Source organism: Pseudomonas sp. NPDC096925, from assembly GCF_044762545.1.
In the GTDB taxonomy this organism is placed as follows: Bacteria; Pseudomonadota; Gammaproteobacteria; order Pseudomonadales; family Pseudomonadaceae; genus Aquipseudomonas.
Genome location: NZ_JBIWEM010000011.1, coordinates 22,534 through 41,547, shown reverse-complemented (window position 1 = coordinate 41,547; position 19,014 = coordinate 22,534). Strand labels below are relative to the sequence as shown.

The following is a 19,014-nucleotide window of genomic DNA, read 5'->3' as shown; positions in this document are numbered from 1 at the left end:
TACTCGCTTAGAGACGAACCTGTCCTTCGTAGACGCGTACGGCCGGGCCAGTCATCACAACGGGCTTGCCGGGGCCGGCCCATTCGATGTGCAGGCGGCCACCGGGCAGGTCGAGGGACACCGGGGAGTCCATCCAGCCCTGGCTGATCGCTGCCACGGCGGCGGCGCAGGCGCCAGTGCCGCAGGCCTGGGTTTCGCCCGCGCCGCGTTCCCACACGCGCAGGTTGGCGCGGTGGCGGTCGATGACCTGGAGGAAGCCGGCATTCACCCGCTGCGGGAAGCGCGGGTGGTTCTCGATCTTCGGGCCCAGTTGGTGCACGGGGGCGGTACGCACGTCGTCGACACGCAGCACGGCATGCGGGTTACCCATGGACACGGCGGCAATCGAATGCACCTGGCCGTCGACTTCCAGTGGGTAGCTCAGCGCCTGCTCGTCGGCGACGAAGGGGATTTCGGCAGGGATGAAGCGCGGTGGCCCCATGTCGACACTGACCTGGCCGTCATTCTGCACGTCCAGTTCGATGATGCCGCTCTTGGTTTCCACGCGGATACGCTTTTTCGCGGTCAGGCGCTTGTCCAGCACGAAGCGGGCGAAGCAGCGCGCACCGTTGCCGCACTGCTCGACCTCGGAGCCGTCGGCGTTGAAGATGCGGTAGCGGAAGTCCACTTCCGGGTTGTTCGGTGCCTCGACGATCAGCAACTGGTCGAAGCCGATGCCGGTGTGGCGGTCACCCCATTGCTTGGCGTGCTTGGGCTGGATGTGCGCGTGCTGGCTGACCAGGTCGAGGACCATGAAGTCGTTGCCCAGCCCATGCATCTTGGTAAAACGCAGCAGCATGGGCTTACTCCGGCAGCAGGCTTTCGCCAGCGTACAATTCGGCGATGGTCTCGCGGCGGCGTACTTCGAAGGCCTGGTCACCGTCGACCAGGATTTCAGCGCAACGGCCACGGGTGTTGTAGTTGGAGCTCATGACAAAACCATAGGCGCCCGCGGACTGTACGGCCAGCAGGTCACCTTCGGCCAGGTTCAGCACGCGGTCCTTGCCGAGGAAGTCGCCAGTCTCGCAGATCGGGCCGACCAGGTCGTAGGCACGGCCTTCGCCTGTGCGTGGCTTGACCGCACTGACGCCCATCCAGGCCTGGTACAGGGCCGGGCGGATCAGGTCGTTCATCGCCGCATCGATGATGGCGAAGTCCTTGTGTTCGGTGTGCTTGAGGTATTCCACGCGGGTCAGCAGGACGCCGGCGTTGGCCACGATATAGCGGCCCGGTTCGAACACCAGTGCCAGGTCGCGGTCGCCAACGCGTTCGCGGATGGCCTTGATGTAGTCGCCCACCAGCGGCGGCTCCTCATCGCGGTAACGTACGCCGACACCGCCACCCAGGTCCAGATGGCGCAGGTGGATGCCGCACTCGGCCAGGCGGTCGACCAGCACCAGCAGGCGGTCGAGGGCATCGAGGAAAGGCTCGACGGTGGTCAGCTGCGAGCCGATGTGGCAGTCGACACCGACCACTTCCAGGTTCGGCAGCTGCGCGGCGCGCACGTAGATGGCCTCGGCATCGGCGATGGCGATGCCGAACTTGTTTTCTTTCAGGCCGGTGGAGATGTACGGGTGGGTGCCGGCGTCGACGTCCGGGTTGACCCGCAGCGAGACCGGGGCAACCTTGCCCATCTCGGCGGCCACCACTTGCAGGCGCTCCAGTTCATCGGTGGATTCGACGTTGAAGCAGTGCACGCCGACTTCCAGGGCACGGCGCATGTCGTCGCGGGTCTTGCCAACGCCGGAGAACACCACGCGGTCGGCACGGCCGCCAGCGGCCAGCACGCGCTCCAGCTCACCGCCAGAGACGATGTCGAAGCCTGCGCCCAGGCGCGCCAGCACGTTCAGTACGCCGAGGTTGGAGTTGGCCTTGACCGCAAAGCACACCAGGTGCTCGGTGCCTTGCAGGGCGTCGGCGTAGCTACGGTACTGGGCCTCGATGTGGGCACGCGAATAGACGTAGGTCGGGGTACCGTAGCGTTCGGCGATGGCCGACAGGCCCACGCCTTCCGCGAACAGCTCGCCGTCGCGGTAGTTGAAAGCGTTCATCTGGTTTCCTTACTGCGCTGGCGACTGCTCGGGCTCGGACTGCAGCTCGGGCTGCTGCGTCGGGGCCGGCTTGGCTTTTGGCTGGTACTGGTGCGACTTGTGGCTGGCCTTGCCGTCCTTGCCGTCTTCAGGCAGGTACAGCGGGCCTTTCTGACCGCAGGCCGAAACGAGGCAGGCAACAGCGACCAGCGCCGCGAGGGAGGAAATCAGGCGCTTCATGGGTGAAATCCTTAGAAATATGCAGTATTGCGACCGAGTATACCGAGCGACCGACGGCTTGCCTATGCAAGGGCCGGCCCGCCGGGCGGGCTATTCTTACCGCCTGCAAAGGCCCTTTCGCGGCTAAAGCCGCTCCCACAGGTACTGCACTGGCCTCGGGCCTTGCGCTACCCCTGTGGGAGCGGCTTTGGCCGCGAAGGGGCCTGTGAAGGTAGCGGCTAAACCTTTGCATTCGGCGGCAAGCGCCCGTATCTTGCCGGGCTTGCCTGTAACGCAGCCAATTTCGAGGTTCCTGCAATGAGTTTGAGTGAAGCGCGTTTCCATGATCTGGTCGACGCGACCCAACAGGCCCTGGAAGACCTGTTCGACGAGAGCGGCCTGGACCTGGACATGGAAAACTCCGGCGGCGTCCTCACCGTCAAGTTCGAGGGCGGCGCCCAACTGATCTTCAGCCGCCAGGAGCCGCTGCGTCAGCTGTGGCTGGCCGACCGCTCCGGCGGTTTCCACTTCGACTACGACGAAGACAGCGGCAAGTGGGTGTGCGAGAAGAGCGAGGAGCTGCTGGGCGAAATGCTCGAGCGCATCGTCTGGGAGCGGGCCGGCGAGAAGCTGGACTTCGACGAGATCTGACATGAGTAGCACCCAGACCCGGCCGCCCAAGCCGCTCTACAGCAATGTCAGCCCCGCCGTGCCGTCGCCCTGCATCAGCGTTTGCCGGCTGGACGAACAGCGGGTCTGCACAGGTTGCCACCGGCATGTCGAGCACATCCGCGAATGGCGCTCGGCCGATGACGAGAGGCGCCGGCAGATTTGCCGCGAGGCCCAGGCCCTGCGCGACCAGGCTAAGGCACACTGATCGCAAGGGCTTGAGTATTTACCCGGCTGTGGTAACGTCGGGTTCTGCGTCGGTGACGCCAAAGCCTTCACAAACCCCGCCCTTGGGCGGGGTTTTGCTTTATCTGCACGATGAAAACCGCCTGTTCAAAGGAGTCTGACTGGATCATGAGCACCAAGCCTTCCCTCATCCTCACCCGATTGGACGTACAACGTCTGGAGCGTCTGATCGACAGCCTCGACGAGAGTACGCCGGGTGTGCTCGCCTTGATGGGCGAGCTGGACCGCGCCGAGCAGGTGGTCGGTCACGAGGAAGTCCCGGCTGGCGTGGTGACCATGAACTCGCGCGTGCACTGCCGTGAGGAAGCCAGCGGCAAGGATTACCACCTGACCCTGGTGTACCCGAAGGATGCCGGACCGGAAGGCAAGGTCTCGATCCTGGCGCCGATTGGTTGCGCCTTGCTGGGGTTGTCGGTGGGCGAGCAGATCGACTGGCCGGCACCGGGGGGCAAGACCCTCAAGCTGAAGTTGCTGGAAGTGGAATACCAGCCAGAAGCCGCGGGCGATTTCGACCTGTAAGGGCCATGGGGGCCGCTTTGCGGCCCATCGCGACACAAGGCCGCTCCTACAATGTCCGCGTAGTCCCCATGAGTTGGGTTTGCACGATCGATGCAGGAGCGGCCTTGTGTCGCGAAAGGGGCGCAACCCGCCCCTGGCAATTCAAGCCTCTTGCGCCAAAACCTGCTCCAACCCCTCGTTCAAAGCCTGCTCCAGCTCCCGCTTGTAGCGCAGGTACACCTGTGTCGACCCCAACTGGTCATCCAGCAACTCGGACAAGTCCAGGTCGGTGATGTAGCAGCGGTACTGCCCTGCACCTCGTCGCTGGCCGATGATCTGCCGGGCCACCACCGCATACAGCTGCTCACCATGCTCCAGTTCGGAAAACTCCTGCTGGTCGCAATACAGCGTCACATGGGCCGCGCCGGCCACCCCGGCCTGGATGATCGCCTGCACCTCATAGTAAGGCTGGTCGCTACCTTCGACCGGGGCCAGGCGCGGCTCGATGCTGCGGGCCTTGCCTGGCCCGGACGGCAACAGTTGCGCGTAGAGGATGTCCAGCGAGGCCGGCCGCAGGTTATCCAGCGGAAGCCGGGCATCGCGGCGCATCACCACCGAGCGCAGAAAACGCTGCAGCGGCAACAGCAGGTGGGCTTCGTCGTGCAGGGGCAGGCGTTGTTGCCACAGGGCGTTGTATTCATCCAGCACATACAGCTCGGCCCAGCCACTCTGCAGGCGGTAGAACACCTGGATGCAGGCCGGCCGGCCCTGCTCCAGCACCAGGCGCAGGTCGTGGTCCTGCAAAGCGTTGGCATCCAGGTACAGCGGGCTGTAGGCAATACGCTCTTCGCCCAGGTGCTCCAGCAGCGCCTCATGTTCGGCCAGGGTGGTCAGGCCGACATGCCCGGGCAGCAGCTCCAGCACATGGGTGTGCTGGGCCACCTGCAGCAGGTAGCGGTGGTTCAGGCCCTGGTCCAGCAGCAGCTGCACGGTGTCGAAAATTTCCTCCACGCGTTGGCCGATGGCCTGGGCGCGGCTCTGGCAGAAGCAGCGCACCCGCACCCTCGGCCGGTGGCCGCGCAGCACGGGGCTGTTGAGGAAGTCGCGCAGGCAGCGCACCAGCGCGTGCTCGCCATCAAAGCGCTGGACCAATACCTCGTTCCAGCTGTTGAGGGTGACCTGGTCCAGGGTCAGTACCAGGTTCTCGCGCACGCCTGCATAGCTCAACGAGTCGGTGCGCTCGGTGGTCATCAGGATGTTCAGGTCGCGGTGGTGACGCAGCGGGTCGATGGCGACGTTGACCAGCAGCAGCACTTCGTCGGCAACGCTGGGTTGCAGCAGGCGCACCTCGCTGACGGTCGGCAAGGGCAGGGGGATGCTTTGCTGCAGGCAGCCGACCAGGTTGAACAGCTCGTATTCGCTGAGGTCGCTGACACCCGGGTGCAGCGCCAGGCGCGTGCTGCTGTCGATCACCCCGTTGCGATGGGCCCAGGTCAGCAGTTCGAGCAGCTCGCGGCAGCGCTTGAGCGGGCTGAAGTGGTCCACCTCATGGGGGCTCAGGTTGCCGGTGTACAGCCCCCAGTGGTGGCTGCCGGGCTCCTTGCGGTTGGGCGCCTGGACCAGGGTCAGGGTACCTTCGGCCAGGTCCGGGGCGATACCAGGGTTGATCACTTCGACCTTGCCGGCGCGGCGCTCGAAGGCCGCGTAAAGCCGCCTGCCCAGCACATTGAGATCGCGCTGGTCGGCGCGGCTGCTGGCGTTCTGGGTGCGGGCGAACTGGCTGAGGAAGCGGTAGCTGTGGTTCAGTTCGGCCACCAGTTCACGGCGTTCGACGGCAACTTGCTGCACTTTCCATTGGCTGCGGCTGTCCAGCAGGGCCAGCTGGCGCTCGTCCCAGCCCCACTCGTCGGCCAGGCGTTGCAACAGTCGGCGTTGCCAGCCATTGGCCCGGGCCGGGTCGCTGAGCTTCTTGTTCACCTTCAGGTACAGGCTGCGCCGCACCAGCTCCAGGCGCGCGAATTCGCCACGCTGCAGCAGGTAGCGCTCGATACGCCGGTACACCATCACGTAGGGGTCCAGCTCGTCGAGGTCAAGCTGGTTGGCGAACACAGCCTGCTTGTAGTCCAGGCTCAGGCAGCGTACGGAGGGGTGTTCGCTGGCGTAGGCCTCGGTCAGCAGCAACTTGAGCAGCGACTTGTAGGGTGAGTCGATACCTTTGAACAGTTGCCACAAGCCGGCGCCGACGAACTCGCCGGGCGGGATGTGGGCCAGGTTGCCGAGATCGAGGGCGTCCTGACTGCGGATGAAGCGCTTGGACAGCAGGGTCTGGGTGTAGGCGTGGTAATGGTGTTCCTGGTAGACCGGCACCAGCCACCACAGCGGCGTACGCCCGGCCAGCCAGATAGTGGTGCGATAGAACTCGTCCAGCAGCAGATAGTGCTGGGTGGTGCCGCAGTCGTCGGAGCCGAGCTGGCCTTCGCGTTGGCCCTGGGCGAAACCTTGCGTGTCGATCAGGAAGAAGTGCGCCTCGGCACCCAGGCTTTCCGCCCACGCCTCCAGCAGCTGGCATTTGCGCCGCAGTTCGTCCAGCAGCTCGTCGGCCAGGCCGGGTGCATGGCACACCCACAGGTCCATGTCGCTTTGCTCGGCCTGGGCCAGCGAGCCCAGGCTGCCCATCAGGAACAGGCCGTGGATCGGCCGAGGTGAATTGCCATGGCGGGCCTTGTAGGTGAACGAGCGGGCCAGGCGCTGGGCCTCGACTACCAGGTCGGTACTTGGCTCGTAGCCCGATACGCCAGCGGGGGTGCTGCCGGAGACATAGCCCGGCAGCAGAGGGTGGTTCACATGAAACAGCAGCGGCAGCAGCGTCAGCACCTGTTGCTGGCGCGTCGACAGGCCCTCCAGGGCCCGCTGCAGCCGGCCCTGGTTGAGCCGCAGGAAGCGCGCACGCAATGTCGCCAGGACCTTGCGGTCGATACCTTCGTCCAGGTCGGGGCGGATTTCGTGGGGGTGGTTCATTGCGCACTCGGGCAGGCCAGCGGAGCTGTGGCGAGTTTAGCCTGAGTGGCGCAGGTGGATAAGCGGCAATTGAAATATTGGCGCCATTTTTCCAGCGTGCGTGAGCTGCTCCAGCTTTCGCTGCGCTTGAGGCATGATGGCGGCCTAAAGCTGATTGCGAGGTTTTCCGATGCGTGTTTGGATCGATGCCGACGCCTGCCCCAAGGCGGCCAAGGATCTGATCGTCAAGTTCGCCCTCAAGCGCAAGTTCGAGGTGGTGATGGTGGCGGGCCAGGCTGTGGCCAAACCGGCGTTCGCGATCGTGCGCCTGATCGTGGTGCCCAGCGGCATGGACGCGGCCGACGATTACCTGGTGGAGCACGCCGTGCCCGGCGAGCTGGTGATCTGCAGTGACGTGCCGTTGGCCGACCGCCTGGTGAAAAAGGGCGTGGCGGCGCTGGACCCGCGCGGGCGCGAGTTCGACGAGCGCAACATGGGCGACCGCCTGGCTGCGCGCAACCTGTTCACCGAGCTGCGCGAGCAGGGCCAGGTGGGAGGAGGGCAGGCGCCTTATGGCGAGCGTGAGAAGCAGGCGTTTGCCAATGCGCTGGACCGGATCATTGCCCGGTTATCCAAACCCTGAAGCGACCCTGCTGGCGGGGTGGGTGCGACGTGTGGGAGCGGCCTTGTGTCGCGAAAGGGCCGCGAAGCGGCCCCAGGATTTCAGCTTCGCCGCATAAATTGCCGGGGCCGCGCTGCGGCCCTTTCGCGACACAAGGCCGCTCCCACAGGGACCGCGTCAGATTCTGAATCTTGCACCCGTTACTCGTGGGTCAGCTCCAGCACCCGATCCACCAGCTTGTAGATCCCGCCAGCCGCTTCACTGATCGACTTGGCCTCCATGTATGCCGGGGTAGTCACCAGCTTGCGCTGGATGTCCTCGACAATATCGTGCACATCGCACTCTTCATGGGTGCCACCCATCTTCGTCACGGCCGCCGCAGTGCCGGCGTCGCTACCAATGGTGCAGACCACGCCTGGCCCGTAGATCTTCGCCGCCAGCGCCGGCGAGATGCAGATCAGGCCAACCGGCTTGCAGGCGTCGGCAAAGGCTTCGGCCAGGGCCAGCACATCCGGGTGGACGCTGCAGTTGGCGCCTTCCACGGCAAAGTTGGACAGGTTCTTCGCCGCCCCGAAACCGCCCGGCACGATCAGCGCATCGAAGTCTTCGGCCTTGGCTTCGCGGATGTCCTTGACCTCACCGCGGGCAATGCGCGCCGACTCCACCAGCACATTGCGCGACTCGGGCATTTCCTCGCCAGTCAGGTGGTTGATCACATGCATCTGCGCAATGTTCGGCGCGAAGCACTGCACCTGCGCACCACGCTGGTCGAGGCGCAGCAGGGTGATCACGCTTTCGTGGATTTCGGCGCCGTCATAAACGCCACAGCCGGAAAGAATCACCGCTACTTTTTTTGTCATGCTTTTTACTCCAGTGTCGAGGCGCTAAATGTCCTCTAGTTTGGCAGATGTAGCCATAGGGATTCCTGCGAGCGCGGCCTAATCTTGGCGGATAACGTCTGAGGTCGTACCCATGGACCTGATCCTGCTGGCCGTGCCGTTCTTCTTCGTGCTGATCGCCGTCGAGCTGGTGGCTGACCGCGTACGTGGCCAGCGCAACTTCACCCTGGCCGACTCGATCAACAGCCTCAGCACCGGCGCGCTGTCGACCAGTACCGGCTTGCTGACCAAAGGGGTAGGGCTGGTGACCTATGCCCTGGCGTTCGAGCACCTGGCGCTGCTGCGCCTGCCACCGCAGGCCTGGTGGGTGTGGCTGCTGGCCTTTGTCCTGTATGACTTCTGCTACTACTGGCTGCACCGTCTTGGCCACGAGCGCAACGTGCTGTGGGCTGCGCACTCGGTGCATCACCAGAGCGAGGAGTACAACCTCACCACGGCGCTGCGCCAGACCAGCAGCGGGTTCATCTTCTCGTGGCTGTTCTACCTGCCGCTGGCGTTGCTCGGTGTGCCACCGCTGGTGTTCATCACGGTGGCCTCGCTCAACCTGCTGTACCAGTTCTGGGTGCATACCCGGCACATTCCCAAGCTGGGCTGGCTCGAGTGGGTGTTGATCACGCCATCCAACCATCGCGTCCACCATGCGCAAAATCCTGCTTACTTGGATCGCAATTATGGCGGCGTGTTCATTCTCTGGGACCGTCTGTTCGGCACCTTCAAAGAGGAGGACCCGGCCGAACCGGTGGTGTTCGGGGTGACCACGCCGCTGGCCAGCTGGAACCCGTTGTGGGCCAACCTGCAGTTCTATGCCCAGCTCTGGCACGATGCCCGGCGCGCCGGCAGCCTGTGGGACAAGCTGCGTATCTGGTTCATGCCCACCGGCTGGCGCCCGGCCGATGTGGCCGCACGCTACCCACAGGCCAAGCAGGACCTGGCGTTGTTTCGCAAGTTCGAGGTGGCCCTGGGCCGCGCGCAGCAGGCCTATGTGGCGGCGCAATTCGTGGTTTACGTGGCGCTGGGCAGCTACCTGATGGATGTGGCCGAGCGCGTGCCAACCGCCGCACTGGTACTCGGCTGGGCGCTGATGGCGTTTGGTTTGTTCGTGCTGGGCGCGCTGCTGGAGAACCGGCCATGGGCCGTGCGCCTGGAGTGGGTACGGCTGTTGGCGAATGCGCCGGCGCTGTACCTGGCCGGCGCACTGGGCTTAGCGGTGGTCGTGCCGCTGGCCTGGTTCCTGCTCGTGGCTTACAGCCTGCTCAGCCTCTGGGGCCTGGGGCATGCCCGCCGCCTTGCGCTCCGCGCGCAACGTGCGGAAGCGCCGGCGCAGCCACAGCAGGCCGCCCAGCGCCAGCAGGCCGCCGAGCACCCATAGCTCGTAGCGCTTCACATTGCCCAGCAGGCCTTCGAGGATGGCGCCGAAGTGATACGCGGCCGCGCCCAGGGCCACTGCCCAGATGGCCGCGCCGATACCGTTCAGCAGCAGGTAGCGGCGTGGCGGGTAGCCGGACAGACCAATGGCCACCGGCATGACCGTGCGCAGGCCATAGACGAAGCGGAAACTCAGTACCCAGATGTCGGGGTGGCGACGGATGTGGTCCAACGCCCGGTCACCCATCGCCTGCCAGCGTGGTTTGCGTGCCAGGATCCTGCGCCCGTGGCGACGGCCCATGAAGTACCACAGCTGGTCGCCGGCATAGCTGCCGAAAAACGCCACCAGGCACACCAGATTGATGTCCATGTAACCGCGGAACGCAAGGAACCCCGCAAGCACCAGAATGGTCTCGCCTTCGAAGAAGGTGCCTAGAAAAAGGGCGAAGTAGCCGAAATCCTGCAGGAATTGTTGAAGCATTTTCTGAGGTGCTGGCGAAATGAACGCGAAGCCTACCCCTTCGCGCGCGTTCGTGAAAGTGTCCAAATGTGTCTCGACATGAACAATTCCTGCTCGGAGAATGCCAGAAGCCACGCGCCATGGCTTGCCCTGGTGTGTAATACAGGCGTCATAATGGGCGCTTATCTTGCCGCTCAATTGATGATAGGGCGTTAACGTCCTCAGGAACGCCAGATGAATAATGAAGTGCTAACCCCTGTCGCGATCAAGGATGCTCAGGAAATCCCCGAAGAGATGGTGCAGACCCCGCCAGACCTGCCGCCGGCGCCCGTGCCTGCGGCAGAACCGGTGGCAGAGCCTGCGGCTCCGGCGCCCGCACCGGCCCCGGCGATCATCGTCCCAGGCCTGGACGACAGCAGCCTGTACATTCATCGCGAGCTCTCGCAGCTGCAATTCAATATCCGTGTGCTGGAACAGGCGCTGGACGAGAACTATCCGCTGCTCGAACGCCTCAAGTTCCTGTTGATCTTCTCCAGCAACCTCGACGAGTTCTTCGAGATCCGTGTCGCCGGCCTGAAGAAGCAGATCAACTTCGCCCGTGAACAGGCCGGCGCCGATGGCCTGCAGCCGCACCAGGCACTGGCGCGCATCAGCGACCTGGTGCACAGCGAAGTAGAGCGCCAGTACGCAATCCTCAACGACGTGCTGCTGCCCGAGCTGGAAAAACACCATATCCGCTTCATCCGCCGCCGTTACTGGACACCCAAGCTCAAGACCTGGGTGCGCCGTTACTTCCGCGACGAAATCGCCCCGATCATCACCCCGATCGGCCTGGACCCGACCCACCCGTTCCCGCTGCTGGTGAACAAGAGCCTCAACTTTATCGTCGAGCTCGAAGGTGTCGACGCCTTTGGCCGCGATTCGGGCCTGGCGATCATCCCGGCCCCGCGCCTGCTGCCGCGGGTCATCCGCGTGCCGGAAGATGTGGGGGGGCCAGGCGCCAACTACGTGTTCCTGTCGTCGATGATCCACGCGCACGCCGACGACCTGTTCCAGGGCATGAAGGTGAAAGGCTGCTACCAGTTCCGCCTGACCCGTAACGCCGACCTGGCGCTGGACTCCGAAGAAGTCGACGACCTGGCCCGCGCCCTGCGCGGTGAGCTGTTCTCGCGCCGCTATGGTGACGCCGTGCGCCTGGAGGTGGCCGACACCTGCCCGAAACACCTGTCGGACTACCTGCTCAAGCAGTTCAGCCTCAGCGAAAGCGAGCTGTACCAGGTCAACGGCCCGGTCAACCTTACCCGCCTGTTCAGCATCACCGGCCTGGACAGCCATCCCGAGCTGCAGTACACCCCGTTCACCCCGGCGATCCCCAAGCTGCTGCAGAACGCCGACAACATCTTCAGCGTGATCGGCAAGCAGGACATCCTGCTGATGCACCCGTTCGAGTCCTTCACCCCGGTGATCGACCTGCTGCGCCAGGCCGCCAAGGACCCGCACGTGCTTGCCGTGCGCCAGACCCTGTACCGTTCCGGAGCCAACTCGGAAATCGTCGACGCGCTGGTGGACGCGGCGCGTAACGGCAAGGAGGTCACCGCGGTGATCGAGCTGCGGGCGCGCTTCGACGAAGAGTCCAACCTGCAGATGGCCAGCCGCCTGCAGGCTGCCGGTGCGGTGGTGATCTACGGTGTGGTCGGCTTCAAGACCCACGCCAAGATGATGCTGATCCTGCGTCGCGAGCAGGGCGAGATCGTGCGTTATGCGCACCTGGGCACCGGCAACTACCACGCCGGCAACGCCCGCCTGTACACCGACTACAGCCTGCTGACCTCCGACGACGCCCTCACCGAGGACGTCGGCAAGCTGTTCAGCCAGTTGATCGGTATGGGCAAGACCCTGCGCATGAAGAAACTGCTGCACGCGCCGTTCACCCTGAAGAAGGGCATGCTCGACATGATCGCGCGGGAAACCCAGTTCGCCCTCGAAGGCAAGCCGGCGCATATCATTGCCAAGTTCAACTCGCTGACCGACGCCAAGGTCATCAAGGCGCTGTACAAGGCCAGCCAGTCGGGCGTGAAGATCGACCTGGTGGTGCGTGGCATGTGCTGCCTGCGCCCAGGCATTCCGGGGGTTTCCCACAACATCCAGGTGCGCTCGATCATCGGCCGCTTCCTCGAACACACCCGGGTGTTCTACTTCCTCAATGGCGGCGAAGAGCAGATCTACCTGTCCAGTGCCGACTGGATGGAACGCAACCTCGACAAGCGCGTCGAGACCTGCTTCCCGGTGGAAGGCAAGAAGCTGTTGCTGCGGGTGAAGAAGGAACTGGAAGGCTACCTGACCGACAACACCCACGCCTGGACCCTGCAGCCGGACGGGCGCTACGTGCGCAGCACGCCGACCGGCAACCAGAACCCGCGCAGTGCCCAGGCGACCCTGCTGGAGCGCCTGAGCAACCCGGTCCTCAACGTACGCTGAGGACGAAGCCGACCCGGGCCAGCCACTCTGCCTCGTTGGCGAAGTCGGCCTGGGTCAGCTGGTTCTGTTCCAGCCAGCCCTCCGGGAAGGCCACATCGAGGCTGCTGTCGGCAGCCTTGAGCTCGACCTTCGGCATCTGCTGGTTGCCACGGATGTGGTGGAACAGGATGGCGAAGCGCAGCAGCACGCACAGGCGCAGCAGCTTGACCCCTTCCTCACCCAGCTCGGCGATCTTGTCCTTGGGGATGTTGCGGCGGTGGCCGCGCACCAGCAAGGCCATCATCTGCTGGTCCTCGCGGGAGAAGCCCGACAGGTCGGAGTGCTCGATCAGGTAGGCGCCGTGCTTGTGGTAGTGGTAGTGGGCGATATCCAGGCCGATTTCGTGCACTTTCGCTGCCCAGCCGAGTAGATCGCGCCAGTTCCCGTCTTTCAGGTCCCACGCGTCGGCCACCTGGTCGAAGGCGTGCAAGGCCTTGCGCTCGACGCGCGCGGCCTGGCCCTGGTCCACGTGGTAGCGTTCCATCAGCGAGTTCAGGGTGCGTTCGCGCACGTCTTCGTGGTGGTGGCGGCCCAGCAGGTCGAACAGCACGCCTTCGCGCAGGGCACCGTCGCAGTGGTCCATGCGTTGCAGTTCCAGGGCATCGAAGATCGCTTCGAGAATCGCCAGGCCCGCCGGGAAGATGGTGCGGCGGTCCGGCTTGACGCCTTCGAAGTCGATCTTGTCGACCTCGCCCAGCTTGAACAGTTTGCGCTTGACCCAGGCCAGCCCCTCGGCGTTGACCTCGCCATTGCCCAGGCCGCCAGCCTTGATGGCGGCGCCGATGGCGCGAATGGTGCCGGACGAGCCGATGGCCTCGTCCCAGGTCAGGCGATGCAGGGCATTCTCGATGCTCATCAGTTCCAGGCGCGCAGCAGTGTAGGCCTGGGCGTAGCGGGCCGGGGTGATCTTGCCGTCGCGGAAGTAGCGCTGGGTGAAGCTGACGCAGCCCATCTGCAGGCTTTCGCGCAGCAGCGGCTCGAAGCGCTGGCCGATGATGAACTCGGTACTGCCGCCGCCGATGTCGGCCACCAGGCGTTTGCCCGGGGTGTCGGCCAGGGTGTGCGACACGCCCAGGTAGATCAGGCGCGCTTCTTCACGGCCGGAGATCACCTCGATCGGGTGGCCGAGGATGGCTTCGGCGCGCTGGATGAATTCGTTGCGGTTGCGCGCTTCGCGCAAGGCGTTGGTGCCGACGATGCGTACCGAGCCTGCCGGCATGCCGTTGATCAGCTGGGAAAAGCGCTTGAGGCAGTCCAGGCCTCGTTCCATGGCTTCTTCGCTGAGCATGCGCTCTTCGTCGATGCCGGCGGCCAACTGAACCTTCTCGCCGAGCCGCTCGAGAATGCGGATTTCGGTATGGTGGGCCTTGGCCACGACCATGTGAAAGCTGTTGGAGCCAAGGTCGATGGCGGCGATCAGGGACAGGTTCTTCGCGATGGTATGCGGCATGATCTGGTTTTTCTCGGTCGTTAACCCGGCAATCGTGCCACGATAGCAGGCTATCGCCAACGCGTGACACTCAGCCGTTGTGCTGGCCTTGATGCAAGGCAATGTGCCATTCGATGCTATGACACTCGTATGACGGTTTCGATTCGCGGCGTCTTGCACAACTATAGTTACACTCAATCGTCCGCGACTTCCTGTAGGAGACGGGTGCGGCTATGATGGGCAACGTTTTTTATTGCTTACGACCTTGGAGATTTCCATGAGCGACAAAATCAAACACGTCACCGACGCCAGCTTCGAAGCCGACGTACTGCAGGCTCAAGGCCCGGTGCTGGTCGACTACTGGGCTGAATGGTGCGGCCCATGCAAGATGATCGCTCCGGTTCTGGACGACATCGCTGCTACCTACGAGGGCAAACTGACCGTCGCCAAGCTGAACATCGACGAGAACCAGGAAACCCCGGCCAAGCACGGTGTGCGTGGTATCCCGACGCTGATGCTGTTCAAGAACGGCAACGTCGAAGCCACCAAGGTCGGCGCCCTGTCCAAATCGCAGCTGGCCGCGTTCCTCGACGCCCACCTGTGATGTGAAAAAGCCCCGCAGATGCGGGGCTTTTCTTTGTCCGAAGGGCCTGTGGGAGCGGGTTTACCCGCGAATTCGATGCCGAACCCGCTGCCGCCTTCTCGGGTAAACCCGCTCCCACATGGCACGATTTACCCGGTCAAAACCACTAGACGTCGAAAAAAGCAAGTGTTACATTCGGCCTCGCACTGCTTTTCCAGTGCCCTCTACACGCCGTCGCCGAAGCATCCCTAATTCGAATCAGTACGCGATCCTGTCGCCATCTAGCGGCGCGGCCTCATTAAGCCAGAAGCTTAATTCTCCCTTCTTACATGATTACGTCATTCCCCTTATGAACCTGACTGAACTCAAGCAAAAGCCGATTACCGATCTTTTGGAAATGGCCGAACAGATGGGCATCGAAAACATGGCCCGTTCGCGCAAACAGGACGTGATTTTCGCCCTGCTGAAGAAGCACGCGAAAAGCGGCGAAGAGATCTCGGGTGACGGCGTGCTGGAGATTCTCCAGGATGGTTTCGGTTTCCTGCGTTCGGCTGATGCGTCCTACCTGGCCGGCCCTGACGATATCTACGTCTCGCCCAGCCAGATCCGCCGTTTCAACCTGCGTACCGGCGACACCATCGTCGGCAAGATCCGCCCGCCGAAGGAAGGGGAGCGTTACTTCGCCCTGCTGAAGGTCGACACCATCAACTTCGACCGCCCGGAAAACGCGAAGAACAAGATCCTGTTCGAAAACCTGACGCCACTGTTCCCGAACAAGCGCCTGAAGATGGAAGCCGGTAACGGTTCCACCGAAGACCTGACCGGCCGCGTCATCGACCTGTGCGCCCCGATCGGCAAAGGCCAGCGTGGCCTGATCGTTGCCCCGCCGAAAGCGGGCAAGACGATCATGCTGCAGAACATCGCGGCCAACATCACCCGCAACAACCCCGAGTGCCACCTGATCGTCCTGCTGATCGACGAGCGCCCGGAAGAAGTGACCGAAATGCAGCGCACCGTGCGCGGCGAAGTGGTCGCCTCTACCTTCGACGAGCCGCCAACCCGCCACGTGCAGGTTGCCGAGATGGTGATCGAGAAAGCCAAGCGCCTGGTCGAGCACAAGAAGGACGTGGTCATCCTGCTGGACTCCATCACCCGTCTGGCGCGGGCTTACAACACCGTGATCCCGAGCTCCGGCAAGGTACTGACCGGTGGTGTCGACGCCCATGCCCTGGAGAAGCCGAAGCGCTTCTTCGGTGCTGCGCGTAACATCGAGGAAGGCGGTTCGCTGACCATCATCGCCACCGCGCTGGTCGAAACCGGCTCGAAGATGGACGAAGTGATCTACGAAGAGTTCAAGGGCACCGGCAACATGGAGCTGCCGCTGGACCGCCGCATCGCCGAGAAGCGTGTGTTCCCGGCCATCAACATCAACCGTTCCGGTACCCGCCGCGAAGAGCTGCTGACCGCCGACGACGAACTGCAGCGCATGTGGATCCTGCGCAAGCTGCTGCACCCGATGGACGAAATCGCCGCCATCGAGTTCCTGGTCGACAAGCTCAAGCAGACCAAGACCAACGACGAGTTCTTCCTGTCGATGAAGCGCAAGTAAGCGTTTCAGGCCAGGCAGTAATTGGGGCCGCTTTGCGGCCCTTCGCGGGCACGCCCGCTCCCACAGGTTCAGTGAGATCCTTGTGGGAGCGGGCGTGCCCGCGAAGGGGCGCGAAGCGGCCCCAATGCATTTTTGCCCCCAAACAAAGCCCGAACGGCGCTACACTCTGCACCCCCGACCGATACGGCCAACACGAGGCTTCTGCATGCAGTATCGCGACTTGCGCGACTTCATCCGTGGCCTGGAACAGCGCGGCGAACTCAAGCGCATCCAGGTTCCGATCTCCCCCGTCCTGGAAATGACCGAGGTCTGCGACCGCACCCTGCGTGCCAAGGGCCCTGCATTGCTGTTCGAAAAGCCGACCGGCTTCGACATCCCGGTGCTGGGCAACCTGTTCGGCACCCCGGAGCGCGTGGCCATGGGCATGGGCGCCGAGTCGGTCGATGAACTGCGGGAAATCGGCAAGCTGCTGGCCTTCCTCAAGGAACCCGAGCCCCCGAAGGGCTTGAAGGATGCCTGGTCCAAGCTGCCGATCTTCAAGAAAGTCGTGTCGATGGCGCCGAAAGTGGTCAAGGACGCAGTGTGTCAGGAAGTGGTGGTCGAGGGGGACGATGTCGACCTCGGCGCACTGCCGATCCAGCACTGCTGGCCGGGCGACGTGGCGCCGCTGATCACCTGGGGCCTCACCGTCACCCGCGGCCCGAACAAGGACCGCCAGAACCTGGGCATCTACCGCCAGCAGGTGATCGGCCGCAACAAGGTCATCATGCGCTGGCTCAGCCACCGTGGCGGTGCCCTGGACTACCGCGAGTGGTGCGAGAAGAACCCTGGCCAGCCGTTCCCGGTCGCCGTGGCCCTGGGCGCTGACCCGGCCACCATCCTCGGCGCCGTGACCCCGGTGCCGGACACCCTCTCCGAGTACGCCTTCGCCGGCCTGTTGCGCGGCAACCGCACCGAGCTGGTCAAGTGCCGGGGCAGCAACCTGCAGGTACCGGCCACCGCCGAAATCATCCTGGAAGGCGTGATCCACCCGGGCGAAATGGCCCCGGAAGGCCCGTACGGCGACCACACCGGCTACTACAACGAAGTGGACAGCTTCCCGGTGTTCACCGTCGAGCGCATCACCCACCGGCAGAAACCGATCTACCACAGCACCTACACCGGCCGCCCGCCAGATGAGCCGGCAATCCTCGGCGTGGCGCTGAACGAGGTGTTCGTGCCGATCCTGCAGAAGCAGTTCCCGGAAATCGTCGACTTCTACCTGCCGCCGGAAGGCTGCTCCTACCGCATGGCGGTGGTGACCATGAAGAAGCAGTACCCGGGCCACGCCAAGCGCGTGATGTTGGGTGTGTGGTCGTTCCTGCGACAGTTCATGTACACCAAGTTCGTTATTGTCACCGATGACGATATCAATGCCCGCGACTGGAACGATGTGATCTGGGCCATCACCACGCGCATGGACCCCAAGCGTGATACGGTGATGATCGACAACACCCCGATCGACTACCTGGACTTCGCGTCGCCGGTATCCGGGCTGGGGTCGAAGATGGGGCTGGACGCCACGCACAAGTGGCCGGGCGAGACTACACGCGAATGGGGACGGGTCATCGTCAAGGACGAAGCCGTCACCCGCCGTATCGATGAGCTGTGGGATCAGTTGGGAATAGATTGATGCAGGTAACGTTGCAGCCGTCCGGGGCGGTGCTGGCGCTCGAACCCGGGGAACGGATCCTGGATGGAGCGCGGCGGCTGGGCTATGACTGCCCGAACAGCTGCCGCAATGGCAATTGCCATGTCTGCGCCGCGCTGTTGGTCGAAGGCCGGGTACGCCAGGACGGCGAAGTCCGTGACCATGGCGAACTGTTCACCTGCATTGCCGAACCGCTGGAGGACTGCGTGTTGCTCTGGGATGGTGTGCTCGCCCTGGGCGAGCTGCCGGTGCGCAAACTGGCGTGCAGTGTCAGTGAGTGCGTCGAGGTCGGTGGCGACGTCTGGCGTGTGCGTTTGCGCGCGCCAGCCGGCAAACCGCTGCGTTATCACGCCGGGCAATACCTGATGATCGAGCGTGACGGCGGCAAGCAGGCGGCCTTCTCGCTGGCTTCTGCGCCGCATACCGGGCGTGAGCTGGAGCTGCATGTGCTGGCGCGCGAGCCCAGTGCGCTGCAACTGATCGAGCAGCTCAAGCGCGACGGCCTGGCACGCATCGAAATGCCGTTCGGCGACACCCATCTGGCCGAGTTGCCCGACGGGCCGCTGGTGCTGATCGCTGCCGGCACGGGCATGGGCCAGATGCACAGCCTGGTCGAGCATTGCCGGGCCCAGGGCTTCAAGCACCCGGTACACCTGTACTGGGGCGTGCGCCGGCCCCAGGACTTCTACCAGATCGAGCACTGGGAAGAATGGCAGCGCCTGCCCAACCTGTTCCTGCATCAGGTGGTCAGCGACCTGTGCGGCTGGGAAGGCCGATGCGGCATGCTGCATGAGGCGGTCTGCGAGGATATTGCCGACCTCAACAGCGTGCATGTATATGCCAGCGGCTCGCCGAACATGATCTATGCCACTCTCGACGCGTTGGTCGAAGCCGGTATGGATGCGCATCGCATGCGCGCCGATGTGTTTGCCTACGCACCCCGTGGCTAATAACCGAAGTTTGAAAGTATGGGTATAAGGCGGTAATTGTTACCGCCTTGGCTAATAACTTTCACCGTTTTTGAAACAGTACTTTCCGGTCGTCGGCAGCGCGGATGAAACGCTGGCGTGAGGGCTTGAGTATTCCTGCCTTTCTGTCCTATGGTTACTGCAAGCGCCCTTGGTAAATAGGCCTTGGGCCGC

Annotated in this window: 16 protein-coding genes and 1 pseudogene; 10 read left to right on the top strand and 7 right to left on the bottom strand. The window is 63.7% G+C overall.

Annotated elements, in window-relative coordinates; genetic code table 11:
- Positions 1-7: 7 nt before the first annotated feature.
- The 3 genes from dapF to ACIQYU_RS24325 are packed head-to-tail and all read right to left on the bottom strand — an operon-like array spanning position 8 to position 2,309.
- Positions 8-838: a diaminopimelate epimerase gene (gene dapF / locus ACIQYU_RS24335; RefSeq protein WP_063912186.1), complete on the bottom strand. Its 831-nt coding sequence runs from the start codon at positions 836-838 to the stop codon at positions 8-10.
- 4 nt (positions 839-842) lie between these two features.
- The gene (gene lysA, locus ACIQYU_RS24330) at positions 843-2,090 is read right to left on the bottom strand and encodes a diaminopimelate decarboxylase (RefSeq protein ID WP_207837586.1); all 1,248 of its coding nucleotides are present in this window, start codon (positions 2,088-2,090) and stop codon (positions 843-845) included.
- Between the two features lie 9 nt (positions 2,091-2,099).
- Entirely contained in the window at positions 2,100-2,309 is a 210-nt protein-coding gene (locus ACIQYU_RS24325) for a lipoprotein (RefSeq protein WP_207837588.1), read from the bottom strand.
- 297 nt (positions 2,310-2,606) lie between these two features.
- On the opposite strand from ACIQYU_RS24325, the gene cyaY reads away from it, so the two are divergent.
- From cyaY to rnk, 3 genes are all read left to right on the top strand, one after another.
- Complete coding sequence (gene cyaY / locus ACIQYU_RS24320; RefSeq protein WP_014592812.1) at positions 2,607-2,939, top strand: iron donor protein CyaY; 333 nt, start codon at positions 2,607-2,609, stop codon at positions 2,937-2,939.
- A 1-nt stretch (position 2,940) separates the two neighbouring features.
- Entirely contained in the window at positions 2,941-3,165 is a 225-nt protein-coding gene (locus ACIQYU_RS24315; protein WP_207837590.1) for a DUF1289 domain-containing protein, read from the top strand.
- 146 nt (positions 3,166-3,311) lie between these two features.
- Positions 3,312-3,722 carry a nucleoside diphosphate kinase regulator gene (rnk, locus tag ACIQYU_RS24310; protein WP_087500868.1) on the top strand — a complete coding sequence of 137 codons (411 nt, stop codon included), beginning with the start codon at positions 3,312-3,314 and terminating at the stop codon, positions 3,720-3,722.
- A gap of 141 nt (positions 3,723-3,863) precedes the next feature.
- On the opposite strand, the gene ACIQYU_RS24305 is transcribed toward rnk, so the two are convergent.
- A complete protein-coding gene (locus tag ACIQYU_RS24305) occupies positions 3,864-6,719 on the bottom strand; it encodes a class I adenylate cyclase (protein WP_241106085.1) in 2,856 nt (951 codons plus the stop codon).
- Positions 6,720-6,888: 169 nt separating this feature from the next.
- Here ACIQYU_RS24305 and ACIQYU_RS24300 point away from each other — a divergent pair, with 169 nt between their 5' ends.
- Positions 6,889-7,341 carry a YaiI/YqxD family protein gene (locus tag ACIQYU_RS24300; protein WP_013974739.1) on the top strand — a complete coding sequence of 151 codons (453 nt, stop codon included), beginning with the start codon at positions 6,889-6,891 and terminating at the stop codon, positions 7,339-7,341.
- A gap of 179 nt (positions 7,342-7,520) precedes the next feature.
- Here the strand turns inward: ACIQYU_RS24300 and elbB are convergent, their stop codons facing one another.
- Complete coding sequence (gene elbB, locus ACIQYU_RS24295; RefSeq protein WP_233694030.1) at positions 7,521-8,180, bottom strand: isoprenoid biosynthesis glyoxalase ElbB; 660 nt, start codon at positions 8,178-8,180, stop codon at positions 7,521-7,523.
- A 112-nt stretch (positions 8,181-8,292) separates the two neighbouring features.
- Between elbB and ACIQYU_RS24290 the strand changes: the two are divergent.
- Positions 8,293-8,919, top strand: a pseudogene (locus ACIQYU_RS24290) (sterol desaturase family protein); the annotation flags it as partial.
- A gap of 501 nt (positions 8,920-9,420) precedes the next feature.
- Here the strand turns inward: ACIQYU_RS24290 and ACIQYU_RS24285 are convergent.
- Entirely contained in the window at positions 9,421-10,065 is a 645-nt protein-coding gene (locus tag ACIQYU_RS24285; protein WP_172827492.1) for a DedA family protein, read from the bottom strand.
- Positions 10,066-10,278: 213 nt separating this feature from the next.
- Between ACIQYU_RS24285 and ppk1 the strand changes: the two genes are divergently transcribed.
- Positions 10,279-12,522: a polyphosphate kinase 1 gene (ppk1, locus tag ACIQYU_RS24280; RefSeq protein WP_233694031.1), complete on the top strand. Its 2,244-nt coding sequence runs from the start codon at positions 10,279-10,281 to the stop codon at positions 12,520-12,522.
- Here ppk1 and ppx read toward each other — a convergent pair.
- Positions 12,509-14,011, bottom strand: a complete 1,503-nt coding sequence (gene ppx, locus ACIQYU_RS24275; protein WP_063912176.1) for an exopolyphosphatase — start codon at positions 14,009-14,011, stop codon at positions 12,509-12,511. The two genes, ppk1 and ppx, sit on opposite strands and share 14 nt — an antisense overlap.
- 256 nt (positions 14,012-14,267) lie before the next feature.
- On the opposite strand from ppx, the gene trxA reads away from it, so the two are divergent.
- The 4 genes from trxA (at position 14,268) to ACIQYU_RS24255 (ending at position 18,822) form a co-directional block, all read left to right on the top strand.
- A complete protein-coding gene (gene trxA / locus ACIQYU_RS24270; RefSeq protein WP_012274768.1) occupies positions 14,268-14,594 on the top strand; it encodes a thioredoxin TrxA in 327 nt (108 codons plus the stop codon).
- Between the two features lie 328 nt (positions 14,595-14,922).
- The gene (gene rho / locus ACIQYU_RS24265) at positions 14,923-16,182 is read left to right on the top strand and encodes a transcription termination factor Rho (protein WP_003253661.1); all 1,260 of its coding nucleotides are present in this window, start codon (positions 14,923-14,925) and stop codon (positions 16,180-16,182) included.
- 205 nt (positions 16,183-16,387) lie between these two features.
- Complete coding sequence (gene ubiD / locus ACIQYU_RS24260; protein ID WP_025341062.1) at positions 16,388-17,854, top strand: 4-hydroxy-3-polyprenylbenzoate decarboxylase; 1,467 nt, start codon at positions 16,388-16,390, stop codon at positions 17,852-17,854.
- Positions 17,854-18,822, top strand: a complete 969-nt coding sequence (locus ACIQYU_RS24255; RefSeq protein ID WP_402802506.1) for a CDP-6-deoxy-delta-3,4-glucoseen reductase — start codon at positions 17,854-17,856, stop codon at positions 18,820-18,822. The genes ubiD and ACIQYU_RS24255 overlap by 1 nt, the downstream gene beginning before the upstream one ends.
- The last annotated feature ends 192 nt before the right edge of the window (positions 18,823-19,014 follow it).

Excerpts from the sequence above, each read along its gene's own strand:
- dapF (WP_063912186.1), bottom strand. The coding sequence starts at position 838 with ATGCTGCTGCGTTTTACCAAGATGCATGGGCTGGGCAACGACTTCATG.
- lysA (WP_207837586.1), bottom strand. The coding sequence starts at position 2,090 with ATGAACGCTTTCAACTACCGCGACGGCGAGCTGTTCGCGGAAGGCGTG.
- ACIQYU_RS24325 (WP_207837588.1), bottom strand. The coding sequence starts at position 2,309 with ATGAAGCGCCTGATTTCCTCCCTCGCGGCGCTGGTCGCTGTTGCCTGC.
- cyaY (WP_014592812.1), top strand. The coding sequence starts at position 2,607 with ATGAGTTTGAGTGAAGCGCGTTTCCATGATCTGGTCGACGCGACCCAA.
- ACIQYU_RS24315 (WP_207837590.1), top strand. The coding sequence starts at position 2,941 with ATGAGTAGCACCCAGACCCGGCCGCCCAAGCCGCTCTACAGCAATGTC.
- rnk (WP_087500868.1), top strand. The coding sequence starts at position 3,312 with ATGAGCACCAAGCCTTCCCTCATCCTCACCCGATTGGACGTACAACGT.
- ACIQYU_RS24305 (WP_241106085.1), bottom strand. The coding sequence starts at position 6,719 with ATGAACCACCCCCACGAAATCCGCCCCGACCTGGACGAAGGTATCGAC.
- ACIQYU_RS24300 (WP_013974739.1), top strand. The coding sequence starts at position 6,889 with ATGCGTGTTTGGATCGATGCCGACGCCTGCCCCAAGGCGGCCAAGGAT.
- elbB (WP_233694030.1), bottom strand. The coding sequence starts at position 8,180 with ATGACAAAAAAAGTAGCGGTGATTCTTTCCGGCTGTGGCGTTTATGAC.
- ACIQYU_RS24285 (WP_172827492.1), bottom strand. The coding sequence starts at position 10,065 with ATGCTTCAACAATTCCTGCAGGATTTCGGCTACTTCGCCCTTTTTCTA.
- ppk1 (WP_233694031.1), top strand. The coding sequence starts at position 10,279 with ATGAATAATGAAGTGCTAACCCCTGTCGCGATCAAGGATGCTCAGGAA.
- ppx (WP_063912176.1), bottom strand. The coding sequence starts at position 14,011 with ATGCCGCATACCATCGCGAAGAACCTGTCCCTGATCGCCGCCATCGAC.
- trxA (WP_012274768.1), top strand. The coding sequence starts at position 14,268 with ATGAGCGACAAAATCAAACACGTCACCGACGCCAGCTTCGAAGCCGAC.
- rho (WP_003253661.1), top strand. The coding sequence starts at position 14,923 with ATGAACCTGACTGAACTCAAGCAAAAGCCGATTACCGATCTTTTGGAA.
- ubiD (WP_025341062.1), top strand. The coding sequence starts at position 16,388 with ATGCAGTATCGCGACTTGCGCGACTTCATCCGTGGCCTGGAACAGCGC.
- ACIQYU_RS24255 (WP_402802506.1), top strand. The coding sequence starts at position 17,854 with ATGCAGGTAACGTTGCAGCCGTCCGGGGCGGTGCTGGCGCTCGAACCC.